Genomic DNA, 26,689 nt, shown 5'->3' with positions numbered 1-26,689 from the left:
TTAATTCCCACATTTATACAGGTATATCAACCTTTACCCGTAAGCCACCTTGTGGGCTATCATCTAAAGTGATGTTACCACCATGGCTTCTTGCAATATCTAATGCAATTGACAAGCCAAGACCCGTTCCGCTTGCATCTTGATTGCGTGCTTCATCTAAACGGAAAAAAGGTTTAAAGACATTATCGCGCATGTCTTTAGGAATGCCTGGACCATCATCATCAATAAACATTTGAAGGGTGGTTTCATTTTGATTGATTGTGACATGAACATTTTTTGCATACCGAAATGCGTTAAAAACGAGATTATTGATAAGACGAGAAAATGCTTTTGGTCGTAATTCTATATCAAGCTTACCTAAAAGTTTATAATGAAATCCGCGCTCTCTAAGATTTGCGTCTGCTCTTAATTTTTGCATAAGTGCTTTAAAATCCATTGTTTTGCTATCTTCAGGCCCATCACCACGTGCGAAGGTTAAATATCCTTCAAGCATATCTTGCATGTCGGATATATCGCGTTCTAAGGGGGCAGTATCAAAATCTCCATTGTTTAGAGCAAGTTGAAGTTTAAAGCGTGTTAAAATAGTACGCAGATCATGGCTGACACCTGAAAGCATCATAGTGCGTTGTTCAATCTGTCGTTCTATACGCTCTCTCATACGTATAAATGCTCGACCAGCACGGCGAACTTCATCTGCACCGCGAGGTTGAAATCCTTCTGGAAGTGAACGCCCACGGCCAAAACTTTCAGCGGCTGCTGCTAATTGTTGAATAGGTTTGATTTGGCTACGTAAAAAGAAAATTGAAATAATTAACAAAACCAAAGCGGTGCCAATCATCCAACTTAAGAAAATACCAGTATTCGAAGCATATGTTTGTGATCTGGTGGCAAAAACTCGTAAAACAGCAGTGTCAAGTCTGATACGAATTTCAACAAGATTTGAATCTCCCACAGTATCAATCCAGAAAGGGCGGTTGATTTGGCGTGTTATTTCCTCACCTAAAAAATAATCAAGAATAGCAAAAAACGGTTTGGGCCCGGGTGCAGGCAAAGGATCAGGCGGTAAGATTGAAATATTAAGCCCCATACGCTGTTGCGCAATACGTGTAATATTGGCATAATTATCGTCTTGGGGATATGTTTCAATAATATCAATGATTGCAGAAATATCCCGAACAACAGCCATGGATAAGCGCTCTGTAACCATTTGCCAGTGACGCTCCATAAAGACATAAGCAATAACAGATTGTAGCAAAACCATGGGGGCAATAATAATGATAAGCGAACGCGCATAGAGGCGTTTTGGCATTTTTTTTGCCAACCATCGTCCAAAACTGCTTATGGGTTCGGCCATTTTATTTACTCAATTGAAAGTTTATAACCAATACCACGCACAGTTTGTAGCCAAACTGGATTAGCAGGATCTTTTTCTATTTTTCTACGCAAGCGATTGATCTGAACGTCAATTGTACGTTCTCCAACTTCTTCTTCACCAATGGAAAGAGCGTGTCGCGCTATTGTTTCGCCAGCATTTTCAGCAAAAATGACCATGATTTCTTGTTCACGATCCGTTAATTTAATCACTTCCCCTGATTTTTTTAATTCACGGCGGAGTATCGAAAATGTATAAGGACCAAAGACAATTTGTTCAATTTTTAGCTGATCATTTGGAGTGCCGCGCCTCAAAATTGCATTGACGCGTAATAAAAGTTCTCGCGGATCAAATGGTTTTGGCAGATAATCGTCTGCACCTGCTTCAAGCCCTTCAATGCGGTTTCCTGTTTCTGATAATGCGGTGAGCATTAAAATTGGAACAATCTTTGTTTCTCTTAATGAACGTGTCAGTGAAATGCCGTTTTCTCCTGGCATCATGACATCAACAATAAGAAGATCAAAATCAAGACCCGTTAATTGTCTTCTCGCTTCATCCGCACTAGCGGCAACGGATACACGAAAACCATTTTTTAAAAGAAATTGTGACAAAAGATTGCGAATACGCGTATCATCATCAATAACCAAAAGATGGGGAGCGTCATCACTAAGTGTTTGGGGTTCTTGCATCATTTATAAAATCCAAAAAATTCATTTGTGATATATTAAAATTTCAATAAGCATTTATTATATATAAAGACGGCAAAACAATGTGGCATGTTGTTTCTTGATGATTAATTTATGAAACTTTGCGTTATTATTGAAGCGTTTTCTTGAAAAATTATTGAGGAAAATGACAAATATTATTCAAGAAAATTATCACTTTGTGATAATTTTGGCTTTTGCCTCTCCTTCATGAAGGTATCTTATGGGAAACTTAAAAACAAAAACAATCATCGTGACTCCCTTTCAGCAAAATTGTACGATTTTATATGATGACGAAAGTCAAAAAGGCGTGCTCGTTGATCCTGGTGGGGATTGGTTAAAAATAAATAATGTGATCACTGAAATGGACGTTCATATTGAAGAAATATGGATAACCCATGGTCATATTGACCACGTGGGTGCAGCTATGGAAGCCAAAGAAGCGCTTAATGTTCGCATTATTGGTTCTCATATTGATGATAAAGTTTGGATGGACACTATTGTTGAAATAAATAGAAATTATAATTTGCCAAAAGTGCGCAATTGTATTCCAGATCGTTGGCTTGAAGAGGGGGATCAGTTGCATTTTTCTGGGCATGATTTTCATATTTATCATACACCAGGACATGCTCCAGGACATGTTATATTTGTAAATAAAAATGCGAAATTTGCTTTATTAGGCGATGATTTATTTCGTGGATCGATAGGACGTACAGATTTACCTTATGCTGATTACGATGTATTAATGCATTCCATTCGAGAAAAAATCTTGCCACTTGGTGACGATATAGCCTTTATATGTGGTCACGGACCCAGCAGTACAATTGGATATGAGCGACAAAACAATCCATTTCTTCAGTCTTTGTGAAAATTCTTGTTTGTTCTTTTTTAAATTTCATGTTTTTACAGTAAAATTCTTATTTTATGATATTCGACCAGCATTTTAAAATGCTGGTCATCTGATTAAAGTTTTAATTTGCACGACAAAGATGATCGCGACCATCATATCCGCGATAGGTTCCTGTTTGTGGATTAAATGAACGATATTTACTTGCACATCTTTGATACCATGCAGGTGACCATGGCTGATAGATGGGACGATATGCTGCAGGCGGTGGTGGGTAATAACCAGGAGGTGCTGGATAATAGCTTGGTCGAGCAGGATAAATCGCACGTGGTTCTTGATAAATAACGTGTGGTGATTGCCGATAAATAACACTTGGTTGAGGGGACGTTCGTGATAAAGTGCTTGCTATAATTGCGCCTGCAGCCAGTCCGATCACGCCAGCGGCAAGTGCATTGCCACCATTATTATGTCGATGACGATGATGGTGGTCATAATAGCGTGGGCCGTCCCAACGATGATGATGGTGGCTTCGTGCTTGCGCATTGGCTAATGGAGTAGCAATGGTTGCAATTGTGAGGGTTGAAAGTATAGCCATTTTAAAGAGTGATGTCATGGCCTTATTCCTTTTCTATGGTTTATGCTTAAATAATATATGGTAAAAGCTGAACCCAAGCTGAAGGGGTAAAATTAAAAATAATCAGGCATATTAAATCGGTTATTTTTTTATAAAAACGACTTTTCATACTTTGTTTTGTTTTAGACTATAAAATCATTTAGTGACTTACAAAAAGAGCACGCTGACCTTGATTATTGAGTATTATTTGTAATGTTGATGTTTTCATGTGTGAAAAGTTTGATCAGTTGATACAATAAAAATAAACCCGTTAAGAATTAACGGGTTTATAAAGTAAATATAAAAGCTGAATGAAAAAGCCTTCTTTATAAGCGTATGAATGACTTACGCGTTGATAACACTGATATTAACGGCTTTTGGGCCTTTTCCGCGACGATCAGGTTCTGTATCGAAGGAAACTTTTTGCGCATCATTCAATCCAGTTAATCCGGATTCCTGCACAGCAGAAATATGCACAAAAATATCTGCACCTCCATCATCAGGTTTTATAAATCCAAAACCTTTATCATTATTGAAGAACTTTACTTCACCAGTTTGAGCCATAGAATCTTTCCTCATCTGACCACCTGAAAAACAGGTCAATTGAAAAACCGCAACACGCACCATGCGCAAACGGCATTATGCAGGCAGTTCTTGAAGTCTGGAAAGCACTCTATTTACCAGTTTTTTACTGGCCCATAACTTATAGCGGTTATGGTGCGCCTGTTAATGGTCTTCCAATGTTCGTAAAATGCCCGAACATAATTAGATTGCTTTAAATTCTTCGTTTTGGCAAGTCTTTTTCTTTTCTTTATTATTGTGTTAACTTCATTATGGAATAATTTATAGAAAATATAAGAAACGTCTTTCTTGAATTATAATATTTAAATATAAAATTACATAAAACTATTTCTATCTAGAATTTATTTTTCATTAAAATAATGTAATGTAAAAGTTAAAAAAAGTGCCTTGTCTTTTGATTGGTGATCTTTTTTCACTCATAAAAAAATTTAAATAGGATTGATGTTGAAGGTTCTTCCTTCATGAAAAAAGACACTCATTTAAAAGACAATGATGTTCTTTTTATAAATGTTATGACGACAATTGCGTATGTTTTTTTATCTTTTATTAACGGCGTGGTCGTCCTGTTTTATTCGGACGATAACGTTTTTTTAACGTCTCAGCTGGATCTTCATAAGAACCTATTCCTGCACGTTCTCGTTTGAGCGGTTTTAGATCATCCGTACTGCTTTTGGGAAGTTCCGTGCGTTTGATCGACATTTCATCTAATGAGTTTTTATGAAATTTCGTCTTTTTTTCTTTATTGCGTAAAATCCCGACATCCATACTGGGACCCATATTTTCAATGTCTGGCTTTATAAAGAGTCCCTTATTTTTTTCACTTTTTTCAATCGATTTTTCAATATCGCGTGATAAAGGGTCATCTGAAATTGCCAATTGCTTTTCTTGTAAGCGTTTGATTTCATCGCGTAAGCGGGCAGCTTCTTCAAAATCAAGATCAGCTGCTGCGTCGCGCATGCATTTTTCCATATGTTGGATATGGGTTTCAAGATTATTTCCGACCATATTTCCATCAGCCGCAAAATTTGAAATATCTGCGCGTACATGATCGCGTTCATAAACAGAATCTAATATGTCAGCGATATTCTTTTTCACACTGGAAGGTGTTATGTGGTGCTCTTGATTGTAAGCTATTTGTTTTTCGCGTCTGCGACCGGTCTCAAGTAATGCTCTTTCCATGGATCCCGTTTTGTTATCTGCATAAAGAATGACGCGTCCATCAACATTACGAGCTGCACGTCCAATTGTTTGAATAAGAGAGGTCTCAGAGCGCAAAAAACCTTCCTTATCAGCATCAAGTATGGCAACAAATCCACATTCTGGAATATCCAAACCTTCTCGCAAAAGGTTAATACCAATCAAAACATCAAACGCTCCAAGACGTAAGTCTCTAATTATTTCAATGCGTTCTAATGTATCAATATCCGAATGCATATAACGTACTCGGATTCCCTGTTCGTGCAGATATTCTGTTAAATCTTCTGCCATGCGTTTTGTTAACACTGTAACAAGTGTACGATAGCCCTGTTTTGTTGTTTTTCGAATTTCGCCTAAAACATCATCAACTTGTGTACGTGCTGGTCTGATTTCAACTGGAGGGTCAATCAATCCCGTTGGGCGGATAACTTGTTCCGCAAAAACACCGCCTGCAGCTTCCAATTCCCAACGACCAGGTGTTGCTGACACAGCTATTGTTTGTGGGCGCATGGCATCCCATTCTTCAAAACGCAAAGGACGGTTATCCATGCATGAAGGTAGACGAAAACCATATTCGGCTAGTGTTGCTTTTCGGCGAAAGTCACCACGATACATGCCACCAATTTGTGGTATTGTGACATGGCTTTCATCTGCAAATATTAACGCATTATCTGGTATATATTCAAACATTGTTGGCGGCGGTTCGCCTGGTTTTCTGCCTGTTAAATAGCGTGAATAATTTTCAATACTAGCACAGGAGCCTGTTGCTTCAAGCATTTCAAGATCAAATGTTGTTCGCTGTTCAAGCCTTTGGGCTTCAAGTAAGCGTCCTGCACGGTTTAATTCGTCAAGGCGATGACGTAATTCATCTTTGATGGATTTAATGGCTTGATTAAGTGTTGGGCGCGGTGTCACATAGTGTGAATTGGCGTAAATCTTTACAGATTGTAAATCACCCGTTTTTTTGCCTGTTAATGGATCAAATTCAACGATGGCATCAATTTCATCGCCAAATAATGAAATACGCCATGCCCTATCCTCTAAATGGGCAGGAAATATTTCAATCGTATCACCACGCACGCGAAAGGAACCGCGTATAAAGTTTAAATCTTGACGCTTATATTGTTGAGCAACAAGATCTGTAAGCAATTGTCGTTGGTCAAGACGATCGCCTACCTGCATTTGAAATGTCATCGCAGTATAGGTTTCAACCGATCCTATACCATAAATACAAGATACAGAAGCAACGATGATAACATCATCGCGTTCAAGCACGGCACGTGTTGCGGCATGGCGCATACGGTCAATCTGTTCATTAACGGAAGAATCCTTTTCAATATAGGTATCAGAGCGCGCAACATAGGCCTCTGGTTGATAATAGTCATAATAAGAGACAAAATATTCAACGGCGTTATGAGGAAAAAAACTTTTAAACTCACCATATAATTGTGCAGCAAGCGTTTTGTTTGGTGCTAAAATAAGGGCAGGGCGCTGCGTTGCTTCAATGACTTTAGCCATTGTATAGGTTTTACCAGAGCCTGTTACACCCAGTAAGACTTGTGTACGATCATTATTTTGAATGCCCTCAACCAAATCTTTTATGGCTGTTGGTTGGTCACCAGAGGGCGAAAAAGGCGTTTCCATTTTAAAAGGAATGCCGCCTTCAGATTTTTGAGGACGCTCAGGACGATGTGGTGTCCATAATTTGCCATTTTTAAACAATGGATTGCCAGATTCTATCAATGAAGAAAGAGCTTCCACTGTTGCTGTCGCACCACCTGATGAAATCCCTTGTGCCTCTTCAAGGCCAATATCTAATCCTGCGACAGGATTAAGACCTGCGGCTGCACGTTGTTTGGCACTCGTGGCTTCTCCAATAGAGGTTCCGCGCGCTGTTTTTATAGGTTTGGTTTTGGTTTTTTTAGCCCCAGTTTTTGTTTGTTTTTTAACCGACTTTGTTATTGCAGTTTTTTCTTCTTTTGGGGTATTTTCTTCAGAGTGAAGAGTATGAGCCCAATCAGCAATAGACGATGATAAGGGCATTGCTTCAAAGGGAGTTTGAGGTCCCTCTGAAAACCCAGATTTTACATGTGGTTGTTTTATTTTTTTCGTCGATTTTACCATGACTTATTAAATATGGGATCTTTTCTTTGAAAAAAAAGAGGAAACCTGTCTTAATCATCTCACCTTTATTGCTTTTTTACATTTATAGAAAAGATTCTTGAAAAAAGCATGTTTTTAAACAGAGTGATTGAAATTATTCATTTTCATCTATTTGGTAGCTTTTATAAAGATCATTACTGTTTAAAAAAGCAAGATAACGCACAGATGACCACCCTAAATATTCACCGTAAGTCACTTGGCACCAATTTTGTGAACAAGTGCGAACGTTAATTTTTGAGTGTAAAGGGATCAATGTTATACGATGATACTTTATTCCTGGACCGCTTCGAAGATTAAGAGGTGCGGTTACAAGTGCAGAAATTCTATTTTCTGACGATAATTTTGGTGTAAAAGTATTTTGGGCATGTAATTTATTTTCACCCAAAAAAGAAAATACAACTAAAAAACAAGAGAGAAAAGTAAAAATCAACAATTTTGGCATTTTGTGCGCTTTTCAATATAGATTATAGCGAAATTGCATTATGAGTATTTAACTAAAAAAATTATATTACAAAAGTATGCTTCAAAATTTTATACGATTTTTCCAACTCTTTGGAAAGCATTTAAGCAACAGTGCATTTTTTAGATGATAAATCATTTTACTTGTGGTAAGGTGATAAGATTATAGGTAATAAGACGGGTTCTGAGAGCAATTTCAGAAGCCGTTTCTTTTTGTGCTTTAAGAATCTTGCGAGGAAAAGAAAGGGACAAATAATGGAAAAAGTTCCCATGACAACGGGTGGATATGAGCAATTAAAAGAAGAATTGCGCTGGCGTCAGCAAGATGAGCGTCCTCGTATTATTGAGGCTATCGCTGAAGCGCGTGCCCATGGTGATTTGTCTGAAAATGCGGAATATCATGCAGCTAAAGAGGCTCAGAGTCTTAATGAAGGACGCATTAATGAAGTTGAGGATTATATTGCGCGTGCTGAAGTGATTGATGTTTCTAAATTGACTGGGGATAAAATTAAATTTGGTGCAACCGTTAAATTAATCGATGAAGATACTGAAGAAGAAAAAACGTATCAAATTGTTGGTGATCAGGAAGCTGATGTCAAAAAAGGGAAAATTTCCATATCTTCTCCGATTGCGCGCGCGCTTATTGGAAAAGCAGAAGGTGATACAATCGAAGTGAATGCACCAGGTGGTGCTCGCGGTTTTGAAATTCTGACAATTATTTATAAATAATCGGTCTTACTATGCGTGTGCCTGTTGAAGAAACAGAAATTATTGCGCCTAACTTTAAAAAACGGTTGTCAGGTGTCACATCGACTATTGTGCAATTGATTCCTCTTCAAAGAAAAATGGGTCAACATATTGCTACGCTTGGACCTGGTCTTCCCCATTCTTTGGCTTCAATAGGGTGGGGAAATCTTTTATCTTTTTGGCAAAAACCACAAAATCGGACATTTCGCATTTGGCATGCACGTCGTAATGTTGAAATGCTGGCAGGCATCCTTATGCGGGATGTTTTACGGATGAAATTACGTTTGGTTTTTACCTCTGCAGCTCAACGCCATCACAAAGCTTACACAAAATGGCTCATTCGGCGGATGGATAAAGTCATTGCCACGAGCAAACGTTCAGGTTCTTATTTAGAAGTGCATCATCAAGTGATTATGCATGGCATTGATTTAGAAAAATTTGCACCACCGAAAAATACAAACGATTATTTTAATGCGACTAAAATGCCTGGAAAATTTGCAGTGGGATGTTTTGGGCGTGTTCGTCATCAAAAGGGAACGGATCTGTTTGTTGATGCAATGATTGCGCTTTTACCCAAATATCCTGAATGGACAGCTGTTATTACAGGGCGAACAACATCTGAGCATCAAAAATTTGAACAAAATTTGCGCGTAAAAGTTGCTGCAGCAGGTTTGGCAGATCGTATCTTTATTCTTGGTGAAGTGGATGATGTGAGTATTTGGTATAAAAGGGTCAGTCTTTATGTTGCCCCGTCGCGTAATGAAGGTTTTGGTTTGACACCACTTGAGGCCATGGCATCAAAAACTGCAATTGTCGCAAGTGATGCGGGTGCATATAGTGAACTTGTGGTAGAGGGTGCAGGAAGTGTAGTTGAAGCGGGAGATGGTGCAGCATTGACAGCTGCGATTGAGCCTTATTTAGCAAATCCTGTTGCCACTCTTGCTGCTGGTGAATATGCACTTGAACATGTGCGCAAACATTTTCCTTTGGAAAAAGAAGCACGTGCCATTAATGAAGTTTATGAAACCATTTTCACAGAAGATGGTGCAAAAAAACATCATAAAATATAGATTTGCGATAAAAATTTAAAAGACATTGTTAGAAAGGGCAGTTGTTTTAGAGTTTATTCTCTCATAATGATAAAAAGTATAAGCTTTATATTGACACTATATTTTAAAATTCTTTCGAAGATACACTATAAAATAAACAGTGGGTCGTCTTTAATTACACGTATAGTCAAAGCCGTGCGTACAGATCCTACATTCGATGCCGCCGTTAATTGCTCAATAACAAAACTTTGAAAGCTTTTTAAATCAGACGCCACGCAATGCAATAGAAAATCAGATTCGCCTGAAACCATCCACGCTTTGCGAACCAGTGGCCATTTATAGGCCATTGCTGCAAAGCCACGCAAATCAGCTTCAGATTGTCGGTGAAGTCCAACAAAACAAAAAGCAACAAGATCCTGACCAATAATAGCGCCGTTTAAAATAGCTTGATAACTTTTAATAATTCCTTCTTGTTCCAAGCGTTTGACCCTACGTAAGCATGGCGGTGCAGACATGCCGACTTTTGAAGCCAGTTCGACATTTGTAATGCGTCCATCATTTTGTAATTCTTTAAGAATCTTCCAGTCGATGGAATCAAGATCGGCGTTTATCTTCATCAATTCTAGCTTTATTTCTGTTATGGTTCCTTATGCTCTATCATTGCCAGACACAAACGTCACGCAATAAAACTATTTTTGCCAAAAAGCTGGTGTGAAAAGGATGAAAACTGTTACAATTTCTAGTCTGCCAATCAACATAAGAAAACTTAAGACCCATAATGCAGGGTCTTCAATTGTTGAAAAGTTTCCGACTGGCCCGATTTTTGAACCAAATCCCGGTCCAATATTGGACAATGCAGTTAATGCACCTGTAAAAGCTGAGATGATATCAAGCCCTGTTATCATTAATAGTGTTGCACCTACAATAAGTGAGAAGATATATAGGCATAAAAATAATAATACTGTCATTATAATGTTTTGTGAAACATCAAAATGACCATAACGCACTTTGACGATACTATTGGGAGACAATAGTTGAGTGAAAGCGGCTTTTAAAACACCCCAAAAAATAATGAGGCGGTTAATTTTTATGCCACCTGCTGTCGAACCAGCGCAGCCTCCTATGAAAGAAGCGATAAAGAAAAAGCCAATCGCTAAAGGACCCCATAGTAAATAATTTTCAGACGTATAACCAGTTGTTGTTATGATGGAAACAAAATGAAAGAGTGATGTCAAAAAAGCATGACGAAATGTCATTGTGTTTTGAAAATAAAGCCAACTGCTCAAGCTTATGCTAGCAAATGCAATGATCAGAAAAAAAAGAATTATTTGCGGATCAAGGAGCTTTCTCGTCTTTCCTGGAAGGACGAGTTTAACATAAAGCGCAAAAGGTAAAGCAGAAAGCACCATAAAAATTGTGGCAATAATAAGCACTAACGGTGTTTGGGAAAAAAAACCAAGAGATGCATCATGTGTAGAAAATCCAGCTGTAGCGACAGTTGTCATTGCATGGTTTGCTGCGTCAAAGAGTGACATGCCCGCGGCAAAATAGCAAATAAGGCAAAGTATGGTTAGACTTACATAGGCAACGATGATCCCATTGGCAATTTGATTGATCCGCGGAAATATTTTTTCTGATTTATCAGATGATTCCATGTGAAACAGCCGTACTCCACCAATACGAAGGGAAGGTAAAATAAGAAGAGCAAGTGCGATAAATCCAATGCCACCTATCCAGCATAACAGTGAGCGCCAAAGTAATATACCCGGTGGTAAGTCATCCAATTGCTTTAAAACTGTCGCTCCAGTTGTTGTGATCCCTGAGACGGATTCAAAAATTGCGGATGCAAATGATAAAGGAATATGAGAAAAATAAAGAGGCAAAGCACCAAGTAAGCAACCAGTGACCCAAAGACTGACAGTGAGTAAAAAACCTAAACGAGCACTAAAGCGATATGAGCTCCCACGTGTTGCTAAAAATACTAATGTCGCCAACATCAATGTTAGAGTACTTGCACGTAAAAAAACAATCCAGTCACTATTACCAACACGCAGATCTACCAAAGCTGGCAAAATCATTGTTGCGCCCATAATGAGGGCAAAGCGCGCACATACATTGCTTACAAAAAGAAAAATAACAAACCTCGAGACTAACGTTCATTGGCTTTTAAAATGTGATGATAACACCTTCTATTTATACGAGCTTTTATGCCGCTGACAATATTTATATTGACTCTCTTTAAATCAAGTTGTGACAAAAAATAATATGATAGTGGTCGAGCCTTGCAAAAACAGATGCTAAGCCATAAGTTTTAAATCATAATTGATTATTACACCATGCATAATGATGCATGGAAATGGTGTATGAGAAAGTAAATTTATGTCAGATCGTCATATTCCCGTACTCATTATTGGCTCTGGACCTGCAGGTTATACGGCTGCTATTTATGCAGCGCGCGCCATGTTAAAGCCTGTTTTATTGACAGGATTGCAACAAGGTGGACAATTGACCATTACTACCGATGTCGAAAATTATCCGGGATTTGCAGATCCTATTCAAGGGCCGTGGCTGGTTGAACAAATGGCAAAACAGGCACAGCATGTAGGGACTGAATTTGTTTATGATATTATAACTAAAGCAGACCTTACAAAAAGTCCTTTCATTTTACATGGCGATTCTGGAACAGTTTATACATGTGATGCTTTGATTATTGCGACAGGCGCACAAGCGCGTTGGCTTGGTCTTGAAAGTGAACAAACATTTATGGGAGGTGGGGTTTCTGCCTGTGCGACATGTGATGGTTTCTTTTATCGTGGTAAAGACGTTATTGTTGTCGGTGGTGGTAACACAGCTGTGGAGGAGGCACTTTACCTTTCGCATCTGGCAAAAACGGTCACGATAGTGCATCGTCGCGATCAATTTAGAGCAGAAAAAATAATGCAAGATCGTTTGCTGGCTCGTGACAATGTTCGTATCATTTGGAACCACGAGGTCGAAGAAATTATTGGAACGCCAGCACAACCACCTGCTGGTCCTATCGTGACAGGTGCACGTTTAAAGAATACAAAAACAGATGGAGAAATGCTTCTTGATGCCGATGGAATTTTTATTGCGATTGGACATGCGCCAGCCGTAGAAATTTTTGGCGATCAGTTGCGTCAAAAACCAGGTGGCTATTTATGGACAGCGCCTGATTCCACAGCCACAAATATACCAGGCGTTTTTGCGGCGGGGGATGTTTCTGATGATGTGTTTCGTCAAGCTGTAACAGCCGCTGGACGTGGTTGTATGGCGGCGCTTGAAGCTGAGCGTTTTTTGGATATATATAGTAGGCAGAATGAAGCCGCTGAATAATGATGATGTGGCGCAATATATTTTGCGCCACTTTAAATATTAAATATATGGCTTAAAATAATCTCAATAACGCGTTTAAATGGGAGGGGAGATTGTGGCTGCGCCTTTAGACTGGGATAAATTGAGAATTTTTCATGCTGCTGCTGAAGCAGGTTCTTTTACGCATGCTGCGCAAACATTGCATCTATCTCAATCGGCTATATCGCGTCAGGTTTCTTCACTTGAGCAAGATGTTGGTGTTCCTCTTTTCCAAAGGCATGCCCGGGGATTAATTTTAACCGAACAAGGGGAAATTCTTTATCGTACGGCACATGATGTTTTGATGAAGCTGGAAAATGTGCGCTTTAAGTTAAGTGAGAGTCGAGAAAAACCTACGGGTCATTTGCGTGTGACAACAACATTTGGAATGGGTTCTGGCTGGTTGGTTGATCGTATGCCTGAATTTTTAGATCTTTATCCCGATGTGCAAATTCAGCTTCTTCTTGATGATGAGGAGTTGGATTTGACTATGCGCCATGCTGATTGTGCCGTGCGTTTGCGTCAGCCACAGCAACCAGATTTAATTCAACGACGTTTATTCACTGTTCATATGCATGTTTATGCGTCGTCGGGATATATCGCAACACATGGAAAACCTGAACGTCTTGAAGATCTAGATGAGCATCGGATCATTTCCTTCGGTGAACCTGTGCCAACCTATCTGGCAGGATTAAATTGGCTTGAAACAGCAGGGCGAAGCGATGGCTCTTTGAGAGTTCCTTCTTTGCGAATAAATAATGTTATTTCTATTAAAAAGGCTGCTATGCGTCATCTTGGTATTGCGGTTTTGCCTGATTATATTGTTGATAGCGATACGGACCTTATTCGTCTTTTTCCAGAAATGACAACAATACCTTCATTCGATACATTCTTTTGTTATCCTGATGCTTTAAAAAATTCGGCAAAATTAAAGGCTTTTAGAGACTATATTTTTGCAAAAGCTAGAAAATGGTCTTATTAAGTGTATTCACAAACTGTCTTGTTTTCATTGCCTATGAAAATTTATACACCCTTTTTAGTTTTACAAAACTTTTAGCCATGCGTTTAACGCATGGCTGCCTTGCTTAATACTTTATTGTAAATTTTATTTAATCGATGCATAAAAAGACTGTCTCAAGATTACGTCTCCTCCCATTGCGTTTCTTGAGTGTTCCCCTCTGAAGATTTTCATGGCTGATATTATCGCCGAGATCTTCAAACTTTAGCCGGACAATTGTCCGGCTTTTTTTTTATGATTTCAAATAGCTAAAATGACATGTCATGATGTGAGTATATTGTGATGATATGGTACTATTTTAGGTAAATTTTAAGTGTAAGATATGTGTTCTTTCATCACCCGTTATTATTTGTGGCCAGCTTATCAAGTCATTTGAATAAAATATGCGACTTTTAGTGTTTGCCACATTTAAATTTAGATAAAGCGTTCATTTTTATAAGAAAAAGCAAATGACAAAATGCTCATCTTAAGTAAAAATTTTAAATATTTATGCATTATAATCTTTAAAAGATAATCAGATCATAAAAATCTCTTATAAATATAGTGATTGTTTTGTATAATTCATAAAGCTTTGACAGTGATATGTCATATATACAAATAAAAACAAAGACTGCATGCAGAATACATCGAATTTATTTTCATTTTTCTTAGAGCTTTAGAATATGATTATTTTTTCCTGAAGATGTATTTTCGTATGATAAGTTTAAACTTATCATTTATCTTTTACAGGTTTAGGTTTGCCATATTCGTCTAAAGCGACCATAACAAATTCAGATACTGTAACGCGTTCAAGTTCATGACTTAAATAACGAATAGCCCACGCTTCAACACGAAAGCGAATGGAGGTCGTGCCAACACGAATATCATCTGTGTAAATGGCTAAAGTATCTCCGACTTTTACAGGGCGCTCAAATGACATGGCATTCACACCAGCAGTGACTACTCGGCTATGGGCAACTTCTGAAGCACATAGACTGGCTGCTGAATCCATTTGTGACATGACCCAACCGCCAAAAATATCACCTGCGGCATTGGCATCTTTAGGCATAGCCGATACCTTTAAGCTTAACTGTCCTTGTGGTTTTATGTCTTCTGTCATTTTTTCTCTCAAATACTTTAACTGTTATGATTTGTTGCTAAGTTTTAAAGAGAAATGCGAAAATAAAAAGTCAATTTAATGTTTTCCCTTCACTTTTTTCTTACTCAATTCATATTGATCAAATACGATTCAAAATGCGTTTATAAAAAATTGGAAATATCATTTAAGTTTTTTTAAAATTATCAATATGCACAAGCATAAATACACTACTTTTATTTATGCATAAAATACGAACACGAAAAGAACAAACTCAATGAAGATTGCAATGATTAATCCATGACTTTTTATTTATAATTGTAATAGCCTTAAAAAGTAATTATAAGACTATTATTAAATGGATTCTTAATTTTTTTGTCACCTGAATTTTCCTACCAAATGATGAAACACGATGTTTCATCATTGATGTGGTTTATCATTTTAGGCTTGCGCAAAATCGTTGAATCCGTTTGCATGCTTCTTCTAAAATCTTTTCAGAGGTTGCATAAGATACACGAAAAGCAGGGCCTGCGCCAAATGCTGAACCATGAACAACAGCAACAGCTTCTGCTTTTAAGAGTTCTGTGACAAAATCCTCATCTGTTTTAATGAGTGTACCATCAATAGTTTTTTTGCCAATTAAAGCTGCACAAGAAGGAAAAACATAAAATGCACCTTCTGGCCTTGGACATTCAAGACCGCTGGCTTGATTTAACATGGAAACGACTAAATCACGCCGTTTTTGAAAAATCTTTTTATTGCGTTGAATAAAATCTTGTGAACCATTTAACGCTTCTACTGCTGCCCATTGTGAAATGCTGCTTGTACCAGATGTTTGTTGTCCCTGAATTGTATCCATAGCCTTAATGAGTTCAATAGGACCGCCTGCATAGCCAATGCGCCATCCTGTCATCGCATAGGCTTTTGAAAGACCATTCATGGTCAATGTGCGTTCATAAAGTTTTGGCTCAACACTTGCAGGCGTGGCAAATTCAAAATTATCATAAGTCAGATGTTCATAAATATCATCTGTTAAAATATAAACATGAGGATATTTGAGCAAAACATCTGTAAGATTCTTTAATTCATCATGTGTATAAGCTGCCCCTGAGGGATTGGAAGGGGAGTTAAACATAAACCATTTGGTTTTTGGTGTAATTGCCGCTTCAAGGTCTTTCGATTGCAATTTATAGTTAAATTCAGCATGCGTATCGACAAAAATGGGCGTTCCATTATTAACAGCAACCATTTCAGGATAACTCACCCAATAGGGGGCGGGGATAATGACCTCATCACCTTCATTCAGAGTTGCCATAAAAGCATTAAATAAGATTTGTTTGCCACCTGTTCCGACAATAATTTGTTCGGGTTTATAATCAAGGCCATTTTCGCGTTTAAACTTGTTAACAATCGCTTGACGCAATTCAGGTATGCCCGGCACAGGTGTATATTTAGTTTTGCCAGCTTTTATAGCTTCAATTGCGGCATTTTTAACGTTATCAGGTGTATCTAAATCAGGTTCACCAGCACTTAGCGCAATAACATCACGCCCAGCTGCTTTAAGCTCGCGTGCTTTTTGTGAAACAGCAATCGTCGCTGAGGGTTTAATACGAGAAAGCGTATCGGCAATAAAAGCCATAATATTATCTCCTAGAATGGATGATATTCAGAATTATAAATCTTAAGAAACAGATAGTTTTATAAGATGTTTTAGCTATGTCGTAAGTGTTAAAAAAAAGCAAGAAATCTCTTAAATCACATTGCAGTTAAAAATAAATTTGACAATGCTTCATTATTTATAAGAAGTTTTTTGGCATTACATACGCGTTTATTTTATAGATTTGCATCATTAAATATGACTTGAAAGCGTTTTTTAGCAAGTCCAGGAAATTTTATATCACGATAAGTTTGCGGAAATGTTGCTTGTCCAACTTTTACGAGCATCACCATGCCCATAGCATAATGGGGGGTACATTTGATGCCGTAAAAACCACTTTTATCAAATGTCACAACCAATTCTTCATCAATTTTACTCTTAAATGGGGATGCACCCTGTGGAATCATATGATCTATAGTCGCAGCATTGTGACTTTTTTGAGTGGCAATGAAATGGATCTTATCACCTGGTTTTATTTCAAGATAATCAGGTTCAAAAACCATGCTGCCTTTTTCTCCACGATTAAGCATCTTAACCTCAAAGGTTTCTGCATAAGCGCTTGTAGAAAAAAGACCAAAAAGAATAAATATCAATATATAAAGACGCATGGACATGACTTTCTATAATAGAGTGTTGGACTGATTATGTTATGATAGAATTGGATAGTGGAAAAAAACGTATATGCATTTGTTTTTCTCCACTATAATTTATTTCAGCATCAACTTGAAAGACATCACGAATAAGCTCCTGGGTTAAAACATCGCGTGGAGTGCCGATGGTGATTAAATGCCCATTATGTAAAACAGCAATTCGATCACAAAAAAATGCTGCATGATTGAGATCATGAAGGGCGCTTATAATGGTCAAAGATTCACCTTTAATCAATTGTAACAAGCCAAGTTGATGGCGAATATCAAGATGATTGGTTGGTTCATCAAGCAACATGACGGATGGATTTTGTGCCAAGGCACGGGCAAAATGCAATCGTTGTTTTTCTCCACCAGAGAGGGTTTGCCATTTTCTCGTTGCAAACTCTGACATATTTACTTTTTTTAGTGCTTCATCAACATAATGATGATCTTCTTTCGACCATGGTGTCCATGCTGTTAAATGCGGTGTCCTTCCAAGTTCAACTGTTTGTTTTGCGTTAATAGCCTCACCTGTATCGGCATGTTGTTCAACAAGCGCCATTTTGCGGGCAATTGTGCGTCTCGTGAGATTTGTTAAAGGTTCTCCTTCAAGCTCTACTTGCCCTTTGGTGGGGTGTTTGAGACCTGCAATAATATTTAAAAGTGATGTTTTTCCGCATCCATTAGGGCCAATTAAACCTAGAAATTCTTTTTTTTCAACATGCAAAGAAATATCATTGAGAATATGCTTATCACCAGTTTTCCACTCAAGATTTTTAACTCTAATCATGTCATATTCCCATTTTTACGCGCAAGAATGATCGCAAAAGCTGGAGCGCCGATGAGTGCGGTGATGACACCAATGGGAATAACTTGTCCTGTAACGAGTGTTCTTGAGACGATGTCACAAATAATCATGAAAATCGCGCCTATAAAAGCCGACATCGGAATTAAAACACCATGACGGACACCAACCAAAAAACGTGCAACATGGGGAATAACCAGACCAACAAAACCTATAGCCCCGACCATTGATACCATGATTGCTGTTAAAAAAGCACAAATTCCGATCAAGATAATGTAAATACGCATGATTGAAACACCAAGTGACCCCGCCGATTGAGAGCCAAAGGTAAAAGCATCAAGCGCTCTTGTATGGAAAAGACAGATGAAAAAAGCGACCAATGTGGCTGGCAGCGCAATATAAGCATCCGACCACCTTACAGCAGAAAGATTTCCTAAAAGCCAAAACATGATACCGCGAGCAGCTTCAGCATCTGCCCATTTTGTTACAATAAGGGCAGTAAGGGCATTAAATAATTGTGCACCAGCCACACCGGAAAGAATAATGGCTGTTGGGCTGCGTCCTGATTTTAAAGCTAATAATGCAACACATAAAAACGCCAAGATTGCGCCGGTAAAAGCACCAAATGACATAGAGATAAAACCTGCACCCAACCCCCATATTGTGACAGCAACAGCACCAGTTGAAGCCCCTGCGGACAGTCCGAGGATATAGGGATCAGCTAAAGGATTACGCAATAAAGATTGCAAAATGACACCACAAAGAGACAGGCTCGCCCCACAACACGCGCCAACAATTGCACGGTTGAGACGATAATTCCAAATAATACCTTCATCAATTTTATCAATTGCATAATTGGCATTAAAAAAACCATTGGCGAGTGCTTTTAACATTGTCGAAAAAGGTATCGATATTTCACCAATGGCTGTGCCAAAACCAATGGCGATAACTATGAGAAAAAGCGCAACAATTACGATAAAAACACGGCTAATCACAACTTTCATTTGTTTTTACGCACCAAACCAAATTGCTCAATTTTATTTGCAAGTAACTCCAAAGCATCCATTGTATGAAGTGAGCCGTTAAGAGCTTGTGCATCCAAAACCACCAAATGATCTTGTTTGACGGCATCCATGAGACTTAAAACAGGATCATTTTTTAAAAATTGACGTTTGATATGAACATCATCGCCAGGATAACGTCGTCTTTTCATTTCAGCTAAAATAATGATAGATGGATTTTTTTTGGCAATTGTTTCCCAGCTTACCATAGGCCAATCATGATCCGAGGCAACGATATTGTGGATGTTTAATGTTTTAAACAGATATCCTGGTGCGCCCAATTGACCTGCTACAAAAGGATCCATTTTTAATTCAGCACTTGAAAACCATGCGACGGCAGATATTTTTTGATCAGAAAATCGCGCCGCTTTTTCACGTGCCTTATTTTCTCTTTCTTTAAGCTGTGTAATAAGGGTGTGCCCACGCTCTTCAATATCAAAAATTTGCGAAAGTTCTTGAATTTCTTGATAAACCATTTCCATAGAAAAGGGTATGGAACGCAAACCATCGCCACCGGCCAAATTGTCTTTTCCTAAACAATCTGATGGAGATGTGTAAACGGGAATATCAAGATCATCCAATTGTTGATAGGTTGTTGCCGCACCCGCTGGTCCAATAATGACCTCATATTGATTGGTGACGAAATCAGGTTTTTTAGAAACGATAGATTCAAGACTTGGTGTGTCATTTGAAAGAACATCAATTGTCTCATTAATGGCGGTAAATTCAGGCATAACTTGTTGAAACCAAAGGGCTGTGCCTTTGACCTTATTTCCAAGACCTAAGGAATAAAGAATTTCCGTTGTATTTTGCCCAACAGCTACCACTCGTTCTGGTGGTTTATTAAAAGTGATGTCTCGATTACAATTTTTGAGTGTTAGCGGATAATGTGTCGGCTCAGCTTTGGCTAGCCCAATAAAAGCTAAAAAGAGATATAAGCCTATGAAAATAGGATGGATAGGATATATTGTTGTTTTCATTGTGAAAATTCCCCAATAATCGATTAATTTGTTTGAACTCAATCAATATTCATTGTTTCAAATGCATTTGCGAGCACTTCAATCCCATCAATGGTCCGCATTGTTGTATTCATAGACTGAGCATCCATAATAACGAGATGATCATTTGTAACAGCAGACATTAGTTTGGTGAGGGGATCCGTATTCAAAAATTTACGTTTTACATCAATATCGTCCGCAGGAAAACGTCTTCGGTTCATTTCTGCCAAAACGATAATGGTTGGATCAGATTTGACGATTGTTTCCCAACTGACTGTTGGCCATTCATGATTGGATTTGATAATATTCTTAATGCATAAAATAGACACAATATATCCAGGCGCGCCAAGTTGCCCCGCAACATAAGGGTCGATATCAAGATCAGCACTTGAATACCAAAATAAAACCGAACTGTTCTTATGCTTTGTCGCATTTTTTACTTTATCAATAGCTGCTTTTTCACGTTTCTTGAGATCAGAAATTAAAATATTTCCCCGTTCTTGCACATTAAAAATTGCGGCTAATTCTGCAATTTCTTGATAAATCATATCCATGGTAAAAGCTTGAGTGCGCAAACCATCACCACCAGCCAAATTGTCCTTGCCAATGCAATCAGAAGGTGCGGTATAGACAGGAATATTAAAATCTTCAAATTGCGCATAAGTTGCCGAACTGCCGGTAGGGCCAATAACCCATTCTTGATGACTGGCAACGATATCTGGTTTTTCAGCCATGATGCTTTCAAAACTTGGAATATCGGGCGATAAAACTTTGACTTTTTTATTGAGTTCTTCAAACTGAGAAAGTACGGGAGAATACCAAAGAGCTGTCCCTTTAACTTTGTCACCAAGACCTAAAGAATAAAGAATTTCTGTTGTGTTTTGTCCAACAGAAACAACACGTTCAGGTTTTTTTTCGATAATAATTTCCCGATCGCAATTTAACATTTTTAATGGATAATGTGTTTCAAGTGCCTTGGCTTGTATTAACGACAGACTGTAAATAGCCGCTAATAATAAAAAACCTGCCAATTGCTTTTGTATTTGTTTCTTTCTTTTCAAGAAAATTAAATAGTGAAATAAAGATTTATAAAACTTTAGGCCGCACTGTGCGTATTGAGGACATAAAAATGCCCTGCGTATTTTCTCTTGCATATCGCATCTCCTGTGCACCCACCGTGCATTTGAGTTTATATAAAGGACGCATATCCTTAATTTGCAACGGCAGGTCTCCTGGCTTGCGGATCATAATCTTTTATCAGCCTTCCCATTTTCACAGTGGCTTAAACAGTCATATTGATTTTTGTCAAAAGACTGTTTTGTGACAAAATACTACCGCATACAGTTGCGGGGGCAGCCACGGCATTAATTCCTTTTAAGGTCAATTTTTCCGTGTTCCCTATTATTTCCCCTCTAGAGCCTTCTTCAGGGGAAACCGTCATAAATATTTATACAGAGATTTTTATTGAGCGCAAGGCACGCTGAATTTTTCTTCTTAATGTTACTATCAAAGAAAATGTGTTTTTTTTGAAAAAAAATTACAAGTAAAGGAAAAGTATAATAAGCATTTTTAAAGAAAAAGCCCCACTATAAAGCGGGGCTTAAGTAATAAACATTCTTTTAAAAAAGTTTGTATAAAATGATCTCTTTTAACACAACTTTTAACGATACAAAGTAAAATGTAATTTTACCTTAGTATTGATAAAAGATCTTAGACAGCTGCAAGGTTGCCAGCAGCTGATTTGCCTGAGCGACGGTCTTGTAAAACTTCATAAGAAATTTTTTGACCTTCATTCAAGCTGCTCATGCCTGAACGTTCAACAGCAGAAATGTGAACGAATACGTCCGCACCGCCATCATCAGGTTGAATAAAGCCAAAGCCTTTAGTTGTGTTGAACCACTTAACTGTTCCTGTAGACATAGGAAACTCCTAAAAAAATAATAGTATATAGTATAAGAGCAAAATGCCCTCATACTGGGTTAGATCGATGTTTAGAAAGGGGAGCTTCGTAAAAAGTGCTTTTGCACAGGAAAAGAAAGTCGCGCAACCGAAAAATCGATAATTTAGCACTTAAAGTGTCTTTTTAAAAAAATCAAGTTTATTTCATCGTGGATAAAGATTAATCGGTCATTATGGGACTATTTGATAAAATCAATAGCGATTAATGAATGGATGATTTTGTATCTGAAAAAGATAATTAATATGTCTATTTTTCTTATCATTACACCATTTTTGTATGAATACTCATTTGCCTAGAGTTAATGAAATACGCCTATTGTATTTAAAATTATGCTATGAGTTTGATCTTAGTGTAAGAAGATAAGACTAAAGAGTATTTGTGCGTTTGAATATTTATTCATTTCTCGTCTCATGAGCACATTTTAAATAATTTTAAAACCTGCTCATGGACGTTATTCTTTTTAAGAAAAATAGTCTTGCAAAGGACGGACTTGTAACGTGTCTGCACGCAAAGCTTCAATTGCTTCTGCAACAGATTCTGCCCCAGACATTGTGGTATAATAGGGGACTTTTTGCATTAAAGCTGCACGGCGCAGTGATTTAGAATCAGAAATCGAGCTTGCCGTATCTGTCGTGTTAAAGACAATATGAACCTGACGATTGCGAATAGCATCTTCAATATGCGGATGACCTTCAAGAACTTTATTTATTTTATTTGCTTCAACACCATTTTCAACTAAATATTTTTGTGTTCCTTCAGACGCTAAAATCAAAAAACCAAGTTGAGCAAGACGTTTGACAGGTTTTAAAACGCGCGCTTTATCCTTATCACGTACAGAGACAAATAAAGTGCCTTCACGAGGCAAATCAGCTCCCGCCCCAATTTGTGCTTTGGCAAAAGCCAGCGCAAAATCATAATCAAGCCCCATGACTTCTCCCGTTGAACGCATTTCAGGCCCAAGTAATGTGTCCACACCTGTAAAACGTGCAAAAGGAAAAACTGCTTCTTTAACAGCAATATGTGGTTTTTGGTGTGTTTCAATAATGCCGCCATAAGCATTCATAGCACCTTTTAGAGCCTCACCGGACATAATACGCGCTGCAACTTTGGCAATTGGACGACCAATGGTTTTTGCCACAAACGGAACGGTGCGCGAGGCACGTGGATTGACTTCTAAAACATAGATAATACCATCTTTAATGGCATATTGAACATTCATTAAACCACCAACATTCAAGGCTTTTGCTAAAGCTTGGGTTTGGCGTTCAAGTTCTTGTACAATATCTTTTGTTAATGTGTTTACGGGAAGTGAACACGCAGAATCGCCAGAGTGAATGCCGGCTTCTTCAATATGTTCCATAATACCAGCAACCAAAGTGTCTTGGCCATCGCAAAGGCAATCCACATCAACCTCTATAGCATCTGTTAAATATGTATCAAATAAAAGAGGATTTTTACCTAAAAGCGTATTAATTTGTCCTGTTTTATCATTTGGATAGCGCGCTTTTATTTCTTCTGGCACCAATTCGGGAACTGTATCTAAAAGATAAGTTTGAAGTCCACGCTCATCGTGAATGATTTGCATTGCCCGACCTCCTAAAACATAAGAAGGGCGCACAACAAGCGGAAATCCAAGATCATTAGCGATTAAACGTGCCTGTTCAACTGAATAGGCTATGCCGTTTTTAGGTTGGGTTAAGTTCAGTTTAATAAGCAATTTTTGAAAACGATCACGATCTTCTGCAAGATCGATCGCATCTGGTGAGGTGCCTAAAATAGGTATTCCTGCTTTTTCAAGCGATTGGGCAAGTTTTAGTGGTGTTTGTCCGCCAAATTGCACAATAACGCCCACCAGTTCTCCTTGCGCTTTTTCGGCTTCTAAAATCTCTAACACATCCTCATCTGTTAGTGGCTCGAAATAGAGCCGATCTGATGTATCATAATCGGTTGAAACAGTTTCAGGGTTGCAATTGATCATAATGGCTTCATAACCTGCATCACGTAAAGCAAAAGCGGCATGGCAACAGCAATAATCAAATTCTATGCCTTGACCTATACGGTTAGGCCCACCACCTAAAATTACAACCTTTTTACGGTTGGAGACATTCGCTTCAGAGCGCAATTGACCTGCAAAGGGAACCTCATAGGTGGAATACATATAGGCCGTTGGTGAAGAAAATTCAGCCGCGCATGTGTCAATTCGTTTGAAGACAGGTTTCACACCAAGACGGTGACGGGCAAGTGCAACATCTTGACTGTCTTGTTGAGTTAAATAGGCAAGACGGCTGTCTGAAAAACCCATGGATTTTAAAAGTCGTAAATTGTCAGGATCATTTGGTAGACCATGTTCACGGATACGTTTTTCCATATCTATGAGAGATGCAATTTGTTCTAAAAACCATGGATCAATTTTGCTAACTTGATGAATTTCATTCACCGATAATCCCATACGCATGGCTTGAGCTACATAACGTAACCTGTCTGGTGTTGGTGTTCCAATCGCAGAGCGGATGGCATTTTTTTCGTCACCTTCAGCATGCTCGGGAATAGTGATTTCATCAAGACCTGTTAATCCTGTTTCCAATCCACGAAGCGCCTTTTGCAAGGATTCTTGAAATGTCCGTCCAATTGCCATAACTTCACCAACTGATTTCATCGCCGTTGTTAAAACAGGCGATGCGCCGGGAAATTTCTCAAAGGCAAAACGAGGAATTTTTGTGACGACGTAATCAATTGAAGGCTCAAAAGACGCTGGTGTTGCGCCACCTGTTATATCATTTTCCAACTCATCGAGTGTATAGCCAACGGCGAGTTTGGCCGCCACTTTCGCGATGGGAAAGCCTGTGGCTTTTGATGCAAGCGCTGAAGAACGCGACACGCGAGGATTCATTTCAATGACGATCAAGCGTCCATTTTCTGGATTGACGGCAAATTGAACATTTGATCCACCTGTTTCAACACCTATTTCACGCAAAACGGCAATAGAAGCATTTCGCATGATTTGATATTCTTTATCCGTTAATGTCAGTGCGGGTGCCACCGTAATGGAATCACCCGTATGAACACCCATTGGATCAATATTTTCAATGGAGCAAATAATGATGCAATTGTCTTTTTTGTCACGAACCACTTCCATCTCATATTCTTTCCACCCCAAAACGCTTTCTTCAATAAGAACTTCTGTGGTGGGAGAGGCATCAAGACCGCGTTCAATAATATCATAAAATTCTGAGCGGTTATAAGCAATGCCGCCACCTGTGCCGCCTAAAGTAAAGGAGGGGCGAATAATGGCAGGCAGTCCCACATGGTCGAGAGCTTGCCCAGCTTTTCCGATCGCATGTGCCATATAACGCTGCTTGCGATCCGCTTCACCTAATTGCCATTCATGCTCTAGCCGATCAAGGGCAAGTTGTGCTTCTTCGTTTGAATGCTCAGCTTGGAGCGCCTTGCGCATTTCTTCATAGCGGTTTCGATCTTCTTCTTTTATTTCTGTAGCATTTGCTAACATTGAACGAGGTGTATCTAAACCAATTTTTTCCATAGCTTCGCGGAATAATGCGCGATCTTCAGCCTTATCAATGGCGGTTGCATCGGCACCGATCATTTCAACATTGTAACGATCAAGAATGCCCATACGTTTCAATGAAAGCGCTGTGTTAAGTGCAGTTTGCCCACCCATCGTAGGAAGAAGGGCATCAGGCTTTTCTCGGGCAATAATTTTAGCAACCACTTCAGGTGTGATCGGTTCAATATAAGTGGCATCTGCTAAATCAGGATCCGTCATAATAGTGGCTGGATTGGAATTGACTAAAATGATGCGATAGCCTTCTTCTTTAAGGGCTTTACAGGCTTGCGTGCCTGAATAATCAAATTCGCATGCCTGACCAATGATAATGGGACCTGCACCGATGATGAGAATGGATTGAATATCTGTGCGTTTTGGCATGACATTTCCTATAGCAAACACCCACGCGGAAACCCGGCAGGTTAAAGAATAAAATTTTAAGGCTAAGCTTGCTTTATAGGTATAATCTTGACGAAAGTAACCCCAAAAATACGCTTACCAAAATTTTTTTAAAATTAATCACAGATCTCTTCCATAAAACATCATGAATAGAAAGAGTTAAACAGTGCCTCCTAAATGTTATATTCAGTCAAATTTGTCCTTAAAAGCATACACGCCAAAAATACTCTTTTATGAATTTTAACAAATTGTATAAAGCAAAGCAGGTATTCTATTATCTTTTACATGATAAATGTGCATGAAGAAAACGCGTCTAATCAAATTAAAATGTATAATAATATAATTGAGTGTATCCAAGCTTGTGTGCATAAATCATAAAACATTTATAGATTCGTTTTTTATGCAACATTTTAAAAA

21 protein-coding genes, 1 pseudogene and 1 riboswitch are annotated in these 26,689 nt (G+C 38.4%); of the genes and pseudogenes, 5 read left to right on the top strand and 17 right to left on the bottom strand.

Annotated features, from left to right (window positions below; translation table 11 throughout):
- Nucleotides 1-13 precede the first annotated feature (13 nt).
- Together ME5_RS08760 and ME5_RS08755 are read right to left on the bottom strand one after the other, a co-directional pair.
- Nucleotides 14-1,354, bottom strand: a complete 1,341-nt coding sequence (locus ME5_RS08760) for an ATP-binding protein (protein ID WP_008040330.1) — start codon at nt 1,352-1,354, stop codon at nt 14-16.
- Between the two features lie 5 nt (nt 1,355-1,359).
- Nucleotides 1,360-2,064, bottom strand: a complete 705-nt coding sequence (locus ME5_RS08755) for a response regulator (protein WP_008040329.1) — start codon at nt 2,062-2,064, stop codon at nt 1,360-1,362.
- A gap of 235 nt (nt 2,065-2,299) precedes the next feature.
- On the opposite strand from ME5_RS08755, the gene ME5_RS08750 reads away from it, so the two are divergent.
- On the top strand, nt 2,300-2,944 hold the full coding sequence (locus tag ME5_RS08750; protein WP_008040328.1) for an MBL fold metallo-hydrolase: 645 nt from the start codon (nt 2,300-2,302) through the stop codon (nt 2,942-2,944).
- Between the two features lie 103 nt (nt 2,945-3,047).
- On the opposite strand, the gene ME5_RS08745 is transcribed toward ME5_RS08750, so the two are convergent.
- From ME5_RS08745 to ME5_RS08730, 4 genes and pseudogenes are all read right to left on the bottom strand, one after another.
- Nucleotides 3,048-3,536: a BA14K family protein gene (locus ME5_RS08745; RefSeq protein ID WP_008040327.1), complete on the bottom strand. Its 489-nt coding sequence runs from the start codon at nt 3,534-3,536 to the stop codon at nt 3,048-3,050.
- Nucleotides 3,537-3,881: 345 nt separating this feature from the next.
- The gene (locus ME5_RS08740) at nt 3,882-4,100 is read right to left on the bottom strand and encodes a cold-shock protein (protein ID WP_008040315.1); all 219 of its coding nucleotides are present in this window, start codon (nt 4,098-4,100) and stop codon (nt 3,882-3,884) included.
- A gap of 863 nt (nt 4,101-4,963) precedes the next feature.
- A pseudogene (gene uvrB, locus ME5_RS08735) lies at nt 4,964-7,439 on the bottom strand (excinuclease ABC subunit UvrB); the annotation flags it as partial.
- Nucleotides 7,440-7,572: 133 nt separating this feature from the next.
- Nucleotides 7,573-7,920: an SH3 domain-containing protein gene (locus ME5_RS08730; protein ID WP_008040313.1), complete on the bottom strand. Its 348-nt coding sequence runs from the start codon at nt 7,918-7,920 to the stop codon at nt 7,573-7,575.
- A 272-nt stretch (nt 7,921-8,192) separates the two neighbouring features.
- On the opposite strand from ME5_RS08730, the gene greA reads away from it, so the two are divergent.
- Nucleotides 8,193-8,666 carry a transcription elongation factor GreA gene (gene greA / locus ME5_RS08725; protein WP_008040312.1) on the top strand — a complete coding sequence of 158 codons (474 nt, stop codon included), beginning with the start codon at nt 8,193-8,195 and terminating at the stop codon, nt 8,664-8,666.
- An 11-nt stretch (nt 8,667-8,677) separates the two neighbouring features.
- On the top strand, nt 8,678-9,754 hold the full coding sequence (locus tag ME5_RS08720) for a glycosyltransferase family 4 protein (protein ID WP_008040311.1): 1,077 nt from the start codon (nt 8,678-8,680) through the stop codon (nt 9,752-9,754).
- Nucleotides 9,755-9,879: 125 nt separating this feature from the next.
- Here the strand turns inward: ME5_RS08720 and ME5_RS08715 are convergent, their stop codons facing one another.
- A complete protein-coding gene (locus ME5_RS08715; protein ID WP_008040310.1) occupies nt 9,880-10,350 on the bottom strand; it encodes an Lrp/AsnC family transcriptional regulator in 471 nt (156 codons plus the stop codon).
- Between the two features lie 72 nt (nt 10,351-10,422).
- Nucleotides 10,423-11,811, bottom strand: a complete 1,389-nt coding sequence (locus ME5_RS08710) for a TrkH family potassium uptake protein (protein WP_035000372.1) — start codon at nt 11,809-11,811, stop codon at nt 10,423-10,425.
- Nucleotides 11,812-12,112: 301 nt separating this feature from the next.
- On the opposite strand from ME5_RS08710, the gene trxB reads away from it, so the two are divergent.
- A complete protein-coding gene (gene trxB / locus ME5_RS08705; protein ID WP_008040308.1) occupies nt 12,113-13,087 on the top strand; it encodes a thioredoxin-disulfide reductase in 975 nt (324 codons plus the stop codon).
- A gap of 94 nt (nt 13,088-13,181) precedes the next feature.
- The gene (locus tag ME5_RS08700; RefSeq protein WP_008040307.1) at nt 13,182-14,087 is read left to right on the top strand and encodes a LysR family transcriptional regulator; all 906 of its coding nucleotides are present in this window, start codon (nt 13,182-13,184) and stop codon (nt 14,085-14,087) included.
- Between the two features lie 748 nt (nt 14,088-14,835).
- Here the strand turns inward: ME5_RS08700 and ME5_RS08695 are convergent.
- From ME5_RS08695 to carB, 9 genes are all read right to left on the bottom strand, one after another.
- Nucleotides 14,836-15,222 (bottom strand): acyl-CoA thioesterase, encoded by a 387-nt coding sequence (locus ME5_RS08695; protein WP_008040306.1) that lies wholly within the window; start codon nt 15,220-15,222, stop codon nt 14,836-14,838.
- A 412-nt stretch (nt 15,223-15,634) separates the two neighbouring features.
- Nucleotides 15,635-16,837, bottom strand: a complete 1,203-nt coding sequence (locus tag ME5_RS08690) for a pyridoxal phosphate-dependent aminotransferase (protein WP_008040305.1) — start codon at nt 16,835-16,837, stop codon at nt 15,635-15,637.
- 194 nt (nt 16,838-17,031) lie between these two features.
- Nucleotides 17,032-17,463 (bottom strand): pseudoazurin, encoded by a 432-nt coding sequence (locus tag ME5_RS08685; RefSeq protein WP_008040304.1) that lies wholly within the window; start codon nt 17,461-17,463, stop codon nt 17,032-17,034.
- A gap of 34 nt (nt 17,464-17,497) precedes the next feature.
- Nucleotides 17,498-18,274, bottom strand: a complete 777-nt coding sequence (locus ME5_RS08680; protein WP_008040303.1) for an ABC transporter ATP-binding protein — start codon at nt 18,272-18,274, stop codon at nt 17,498-17,500.
- The gene (locus ME5_RS08675; protein ID WP_008040302.1) at nt 18,271-19,293 is read right to left on the bottom strand and encodes a FecCD family ABC transporter permease; all 1,023 of its coding nucleotides are present in this window, start codon (nt 19,291-19,293) and stop codon (nt 18,271-18,273) included. Before ME5_RS08675 ends, ME5_RS08680 begins: the two co-directional genes overlap by 4 nt.
- On the bottom strand, nt 19,290-20,330 hold the full coding sequence (locus tag ME5_RS08670; protein ID WP_008040301.1) for an ABC transporter substrate-binding protein: 1,041 nt from the start codon (nt 20,328-20,330) through the stop codon (nt 19,290-19,292). The genes ME5_RS08675 and ME5_RS08670 overlap by 4 nt, the downstream gene beginning before the upstream one ends.
- 38 nt (nt 20,331-20,368) lie before the next feature.
- Nucleotides 20,369-21,502: an ABC transporter substrate-binding protein gene (locus ME5_RS08665; protein ID WP_008040300.1), complete on the bottom strand. Its 1,134-nt coding sequence runs from the start codon at nt 21,500-21,502 to the stop codon at nt 20,369-20,371.
- Between the two features lie 51 nt (nt 21,503-21,553).
- A riboswitch (cobalamin riboswitch) is annotated at nt 21,554-21,802 on the bottom strand.
- Between the two features lie 256 nt (nt 21,803-22,058).
- A complete protein-coding gene (locus ME5_RS08660; protein ID WP_008040299.1) occupies nt 22,059-22,268 on the bottom strand; it encodes a cold-shock protein in 210 nt (69 codons plus the stop codon).
- 500 nt (nt 22,269-22,768) lie between these two features.
- A complete protein-coding gene (gene carB, locus ME5_RS08655; protein WP_008040298.1) occupies nt 22,769-26,254 on the bottom strand; it encodes a carbamoyl-phosphate synthase large subunit in 3,486 nt (1,161 codons plus the stop codon).
- Nucleotides 26,255-26,689 lie beyond the last annotated feature (435 nt).

It is taken from the genome of Bartonella tamiae Th239, from assembly GCF_000278275.1.
Lineage (GTDB): Bacteria > Pseudomonadota > Alphaproteobacteria > Rhizobiales > Rhizobiaceae > Bartonella > Bartonella tamiae.
Note: the sequence above shows the minus strand (reverse complement) of the source record. Positions and strands in the feature narration are given on the sequence as shown.

Excerpts from the sequence above, each read along its gene's own strand:
- ME5_RS08760 (WP_008040330.1), bottom strand. The coding sequence starts at position 1,354 with ATGGCCGAACCCATAAGCAGTTTTGGACGATGGTTGGCAAAAAAAATG.
- ME5_RS08755 (WP_008040329.1), bottom strand. The coding sequence starts at position 2,064 with ATGATGCAAGAACCCCAAACACTTAGTGATGACGCTCCCCATCTTTTG.
- ME5_RS08750 (WP_008040328.1), top strand. The coding sequence starts at position 2,300 with ATGGGAAACTTAAAAACAAAAACAATCATCGTGACTCCCTTTCAGCAA.
- ME5_RS08745 (WP_008040327.1), bottom strand. The coding sequence starts at position 3,536 with ATGACATCACTCTTTAAAATGGCTATACTTTCAACCCTCACAATTGCA.
- ME5_RS08740 (WP_008040315.1), bottom strand. The coding sequence starts at position 4,100 with ATGGCTCAAACTGGTGAAGTAAAGTTCTTCAATAATGATAAAGGTTTT.
- ME5_RS08730 (WP_008040313.1), bottom strand. The coding sequence starts at position 7,920 with ATGCCAAAATTGTTGATTTTTACTTTTCTCTCTTGTTTTTTAGTTGTA.
- greA (WP_008040312.1), top strand. The coding sequence starts at position 8,193 with ATGGAAAAAGTTCCCATGACAACGGGTGGATATGAGCAATTAAAAGAA.
- ME5_RS08720 (WP_008040311.1), top strand. The coding sequence starts at position 8,678 with ATGCGTGTGCCTGTTGAAGAAACAGAAATTATTGCGCCTAACTTTAAA.
- ME5_RS08715 (WP_008040310.1), bottom strand. The coding sequence starts at position 10,350 with ATGAAGATAAACGCCGATCTTGATTCCATCGACTGGAAGATTCTTAAA.
- ME5_RS08710 (WP_035000372.1), bottom strand. The coding sequence starts at position 11,811 with ATGATTTTGCCAGCTTTGGTAGATCTGCGTGTTGGTAATAGTGACTGG.
- trxB (WP_008040308.1), top strand. The coding sequence starts at position 12,113 with ATGTCAGATCGTCATATTCCCGTACTCATTATTGGCTCTGGACCTGCA.
- ME5_RS08695 (WP_008040306.1), bottom strand. The coding sequence starts at position 15,222 with ATGACAGAAGACATAAAACCACAAGGACAGTTAAGCTTAAAGGTATCG.
- ME5_RS08690 (WP_008040305.1), bottom strand. The coding sequence starts at position 16,837 with ATGGCTTTTATTGCCGATACGCTTTCTCGTATTAAACCCTCAGCGACG.
- ME5_RS08685 (WP_008040304.1), bottom strand. The coding sequence starts at position 17,463 with ATGCGTCTTTATATATTGATATTTATTCTTTTTGGTCTTTTTTCTACA.
- ME5_RS08680 (WP_008040303.1), bottom strand. The coding sequence starts at position 18,274 with ATGATTAGAGTTAAAAATCTTGAGTGGAAAACTGGTGATAAGCATATT.
- ME5_RS08675 (WP_008040302.1), bottom strand. The coding sequence starts at position 19,293 with ATGAAAGTTGTGATTAGCCGTGTTTTTATCGTAATTGTTGCGCTTTTT.
- ME5_RS08670 (WP_008040301.1), bottom strand. The coding sequence starts at position 20,330 with ATGAAAACAACAATATATCCTATCCATCCTATTTTCATAGGCTTATAT.
- ME5_RS08665 (WP_008040300.1), bottom strand. The coding sequence starts at position 21,502 with ATGCAAGAGAAAATACGCAGGGCATTTTTATGTCCTCAATACGCACAG.
- ME5_RS08660 (WP_008040299.1), bottom strand. The coding sequence starts at position 22,268 with ATGTCTACAGGAACAGTTAAGTGGTTCAACACAACTAAAGGCTTTGGC.
- carB (WP_008040298.1), bottom strand. The coding sequence starts at position 26,254 with ATGCCAAAACGCACAGATATTCAATCCATTCTCATCATCGGTGCAGGT.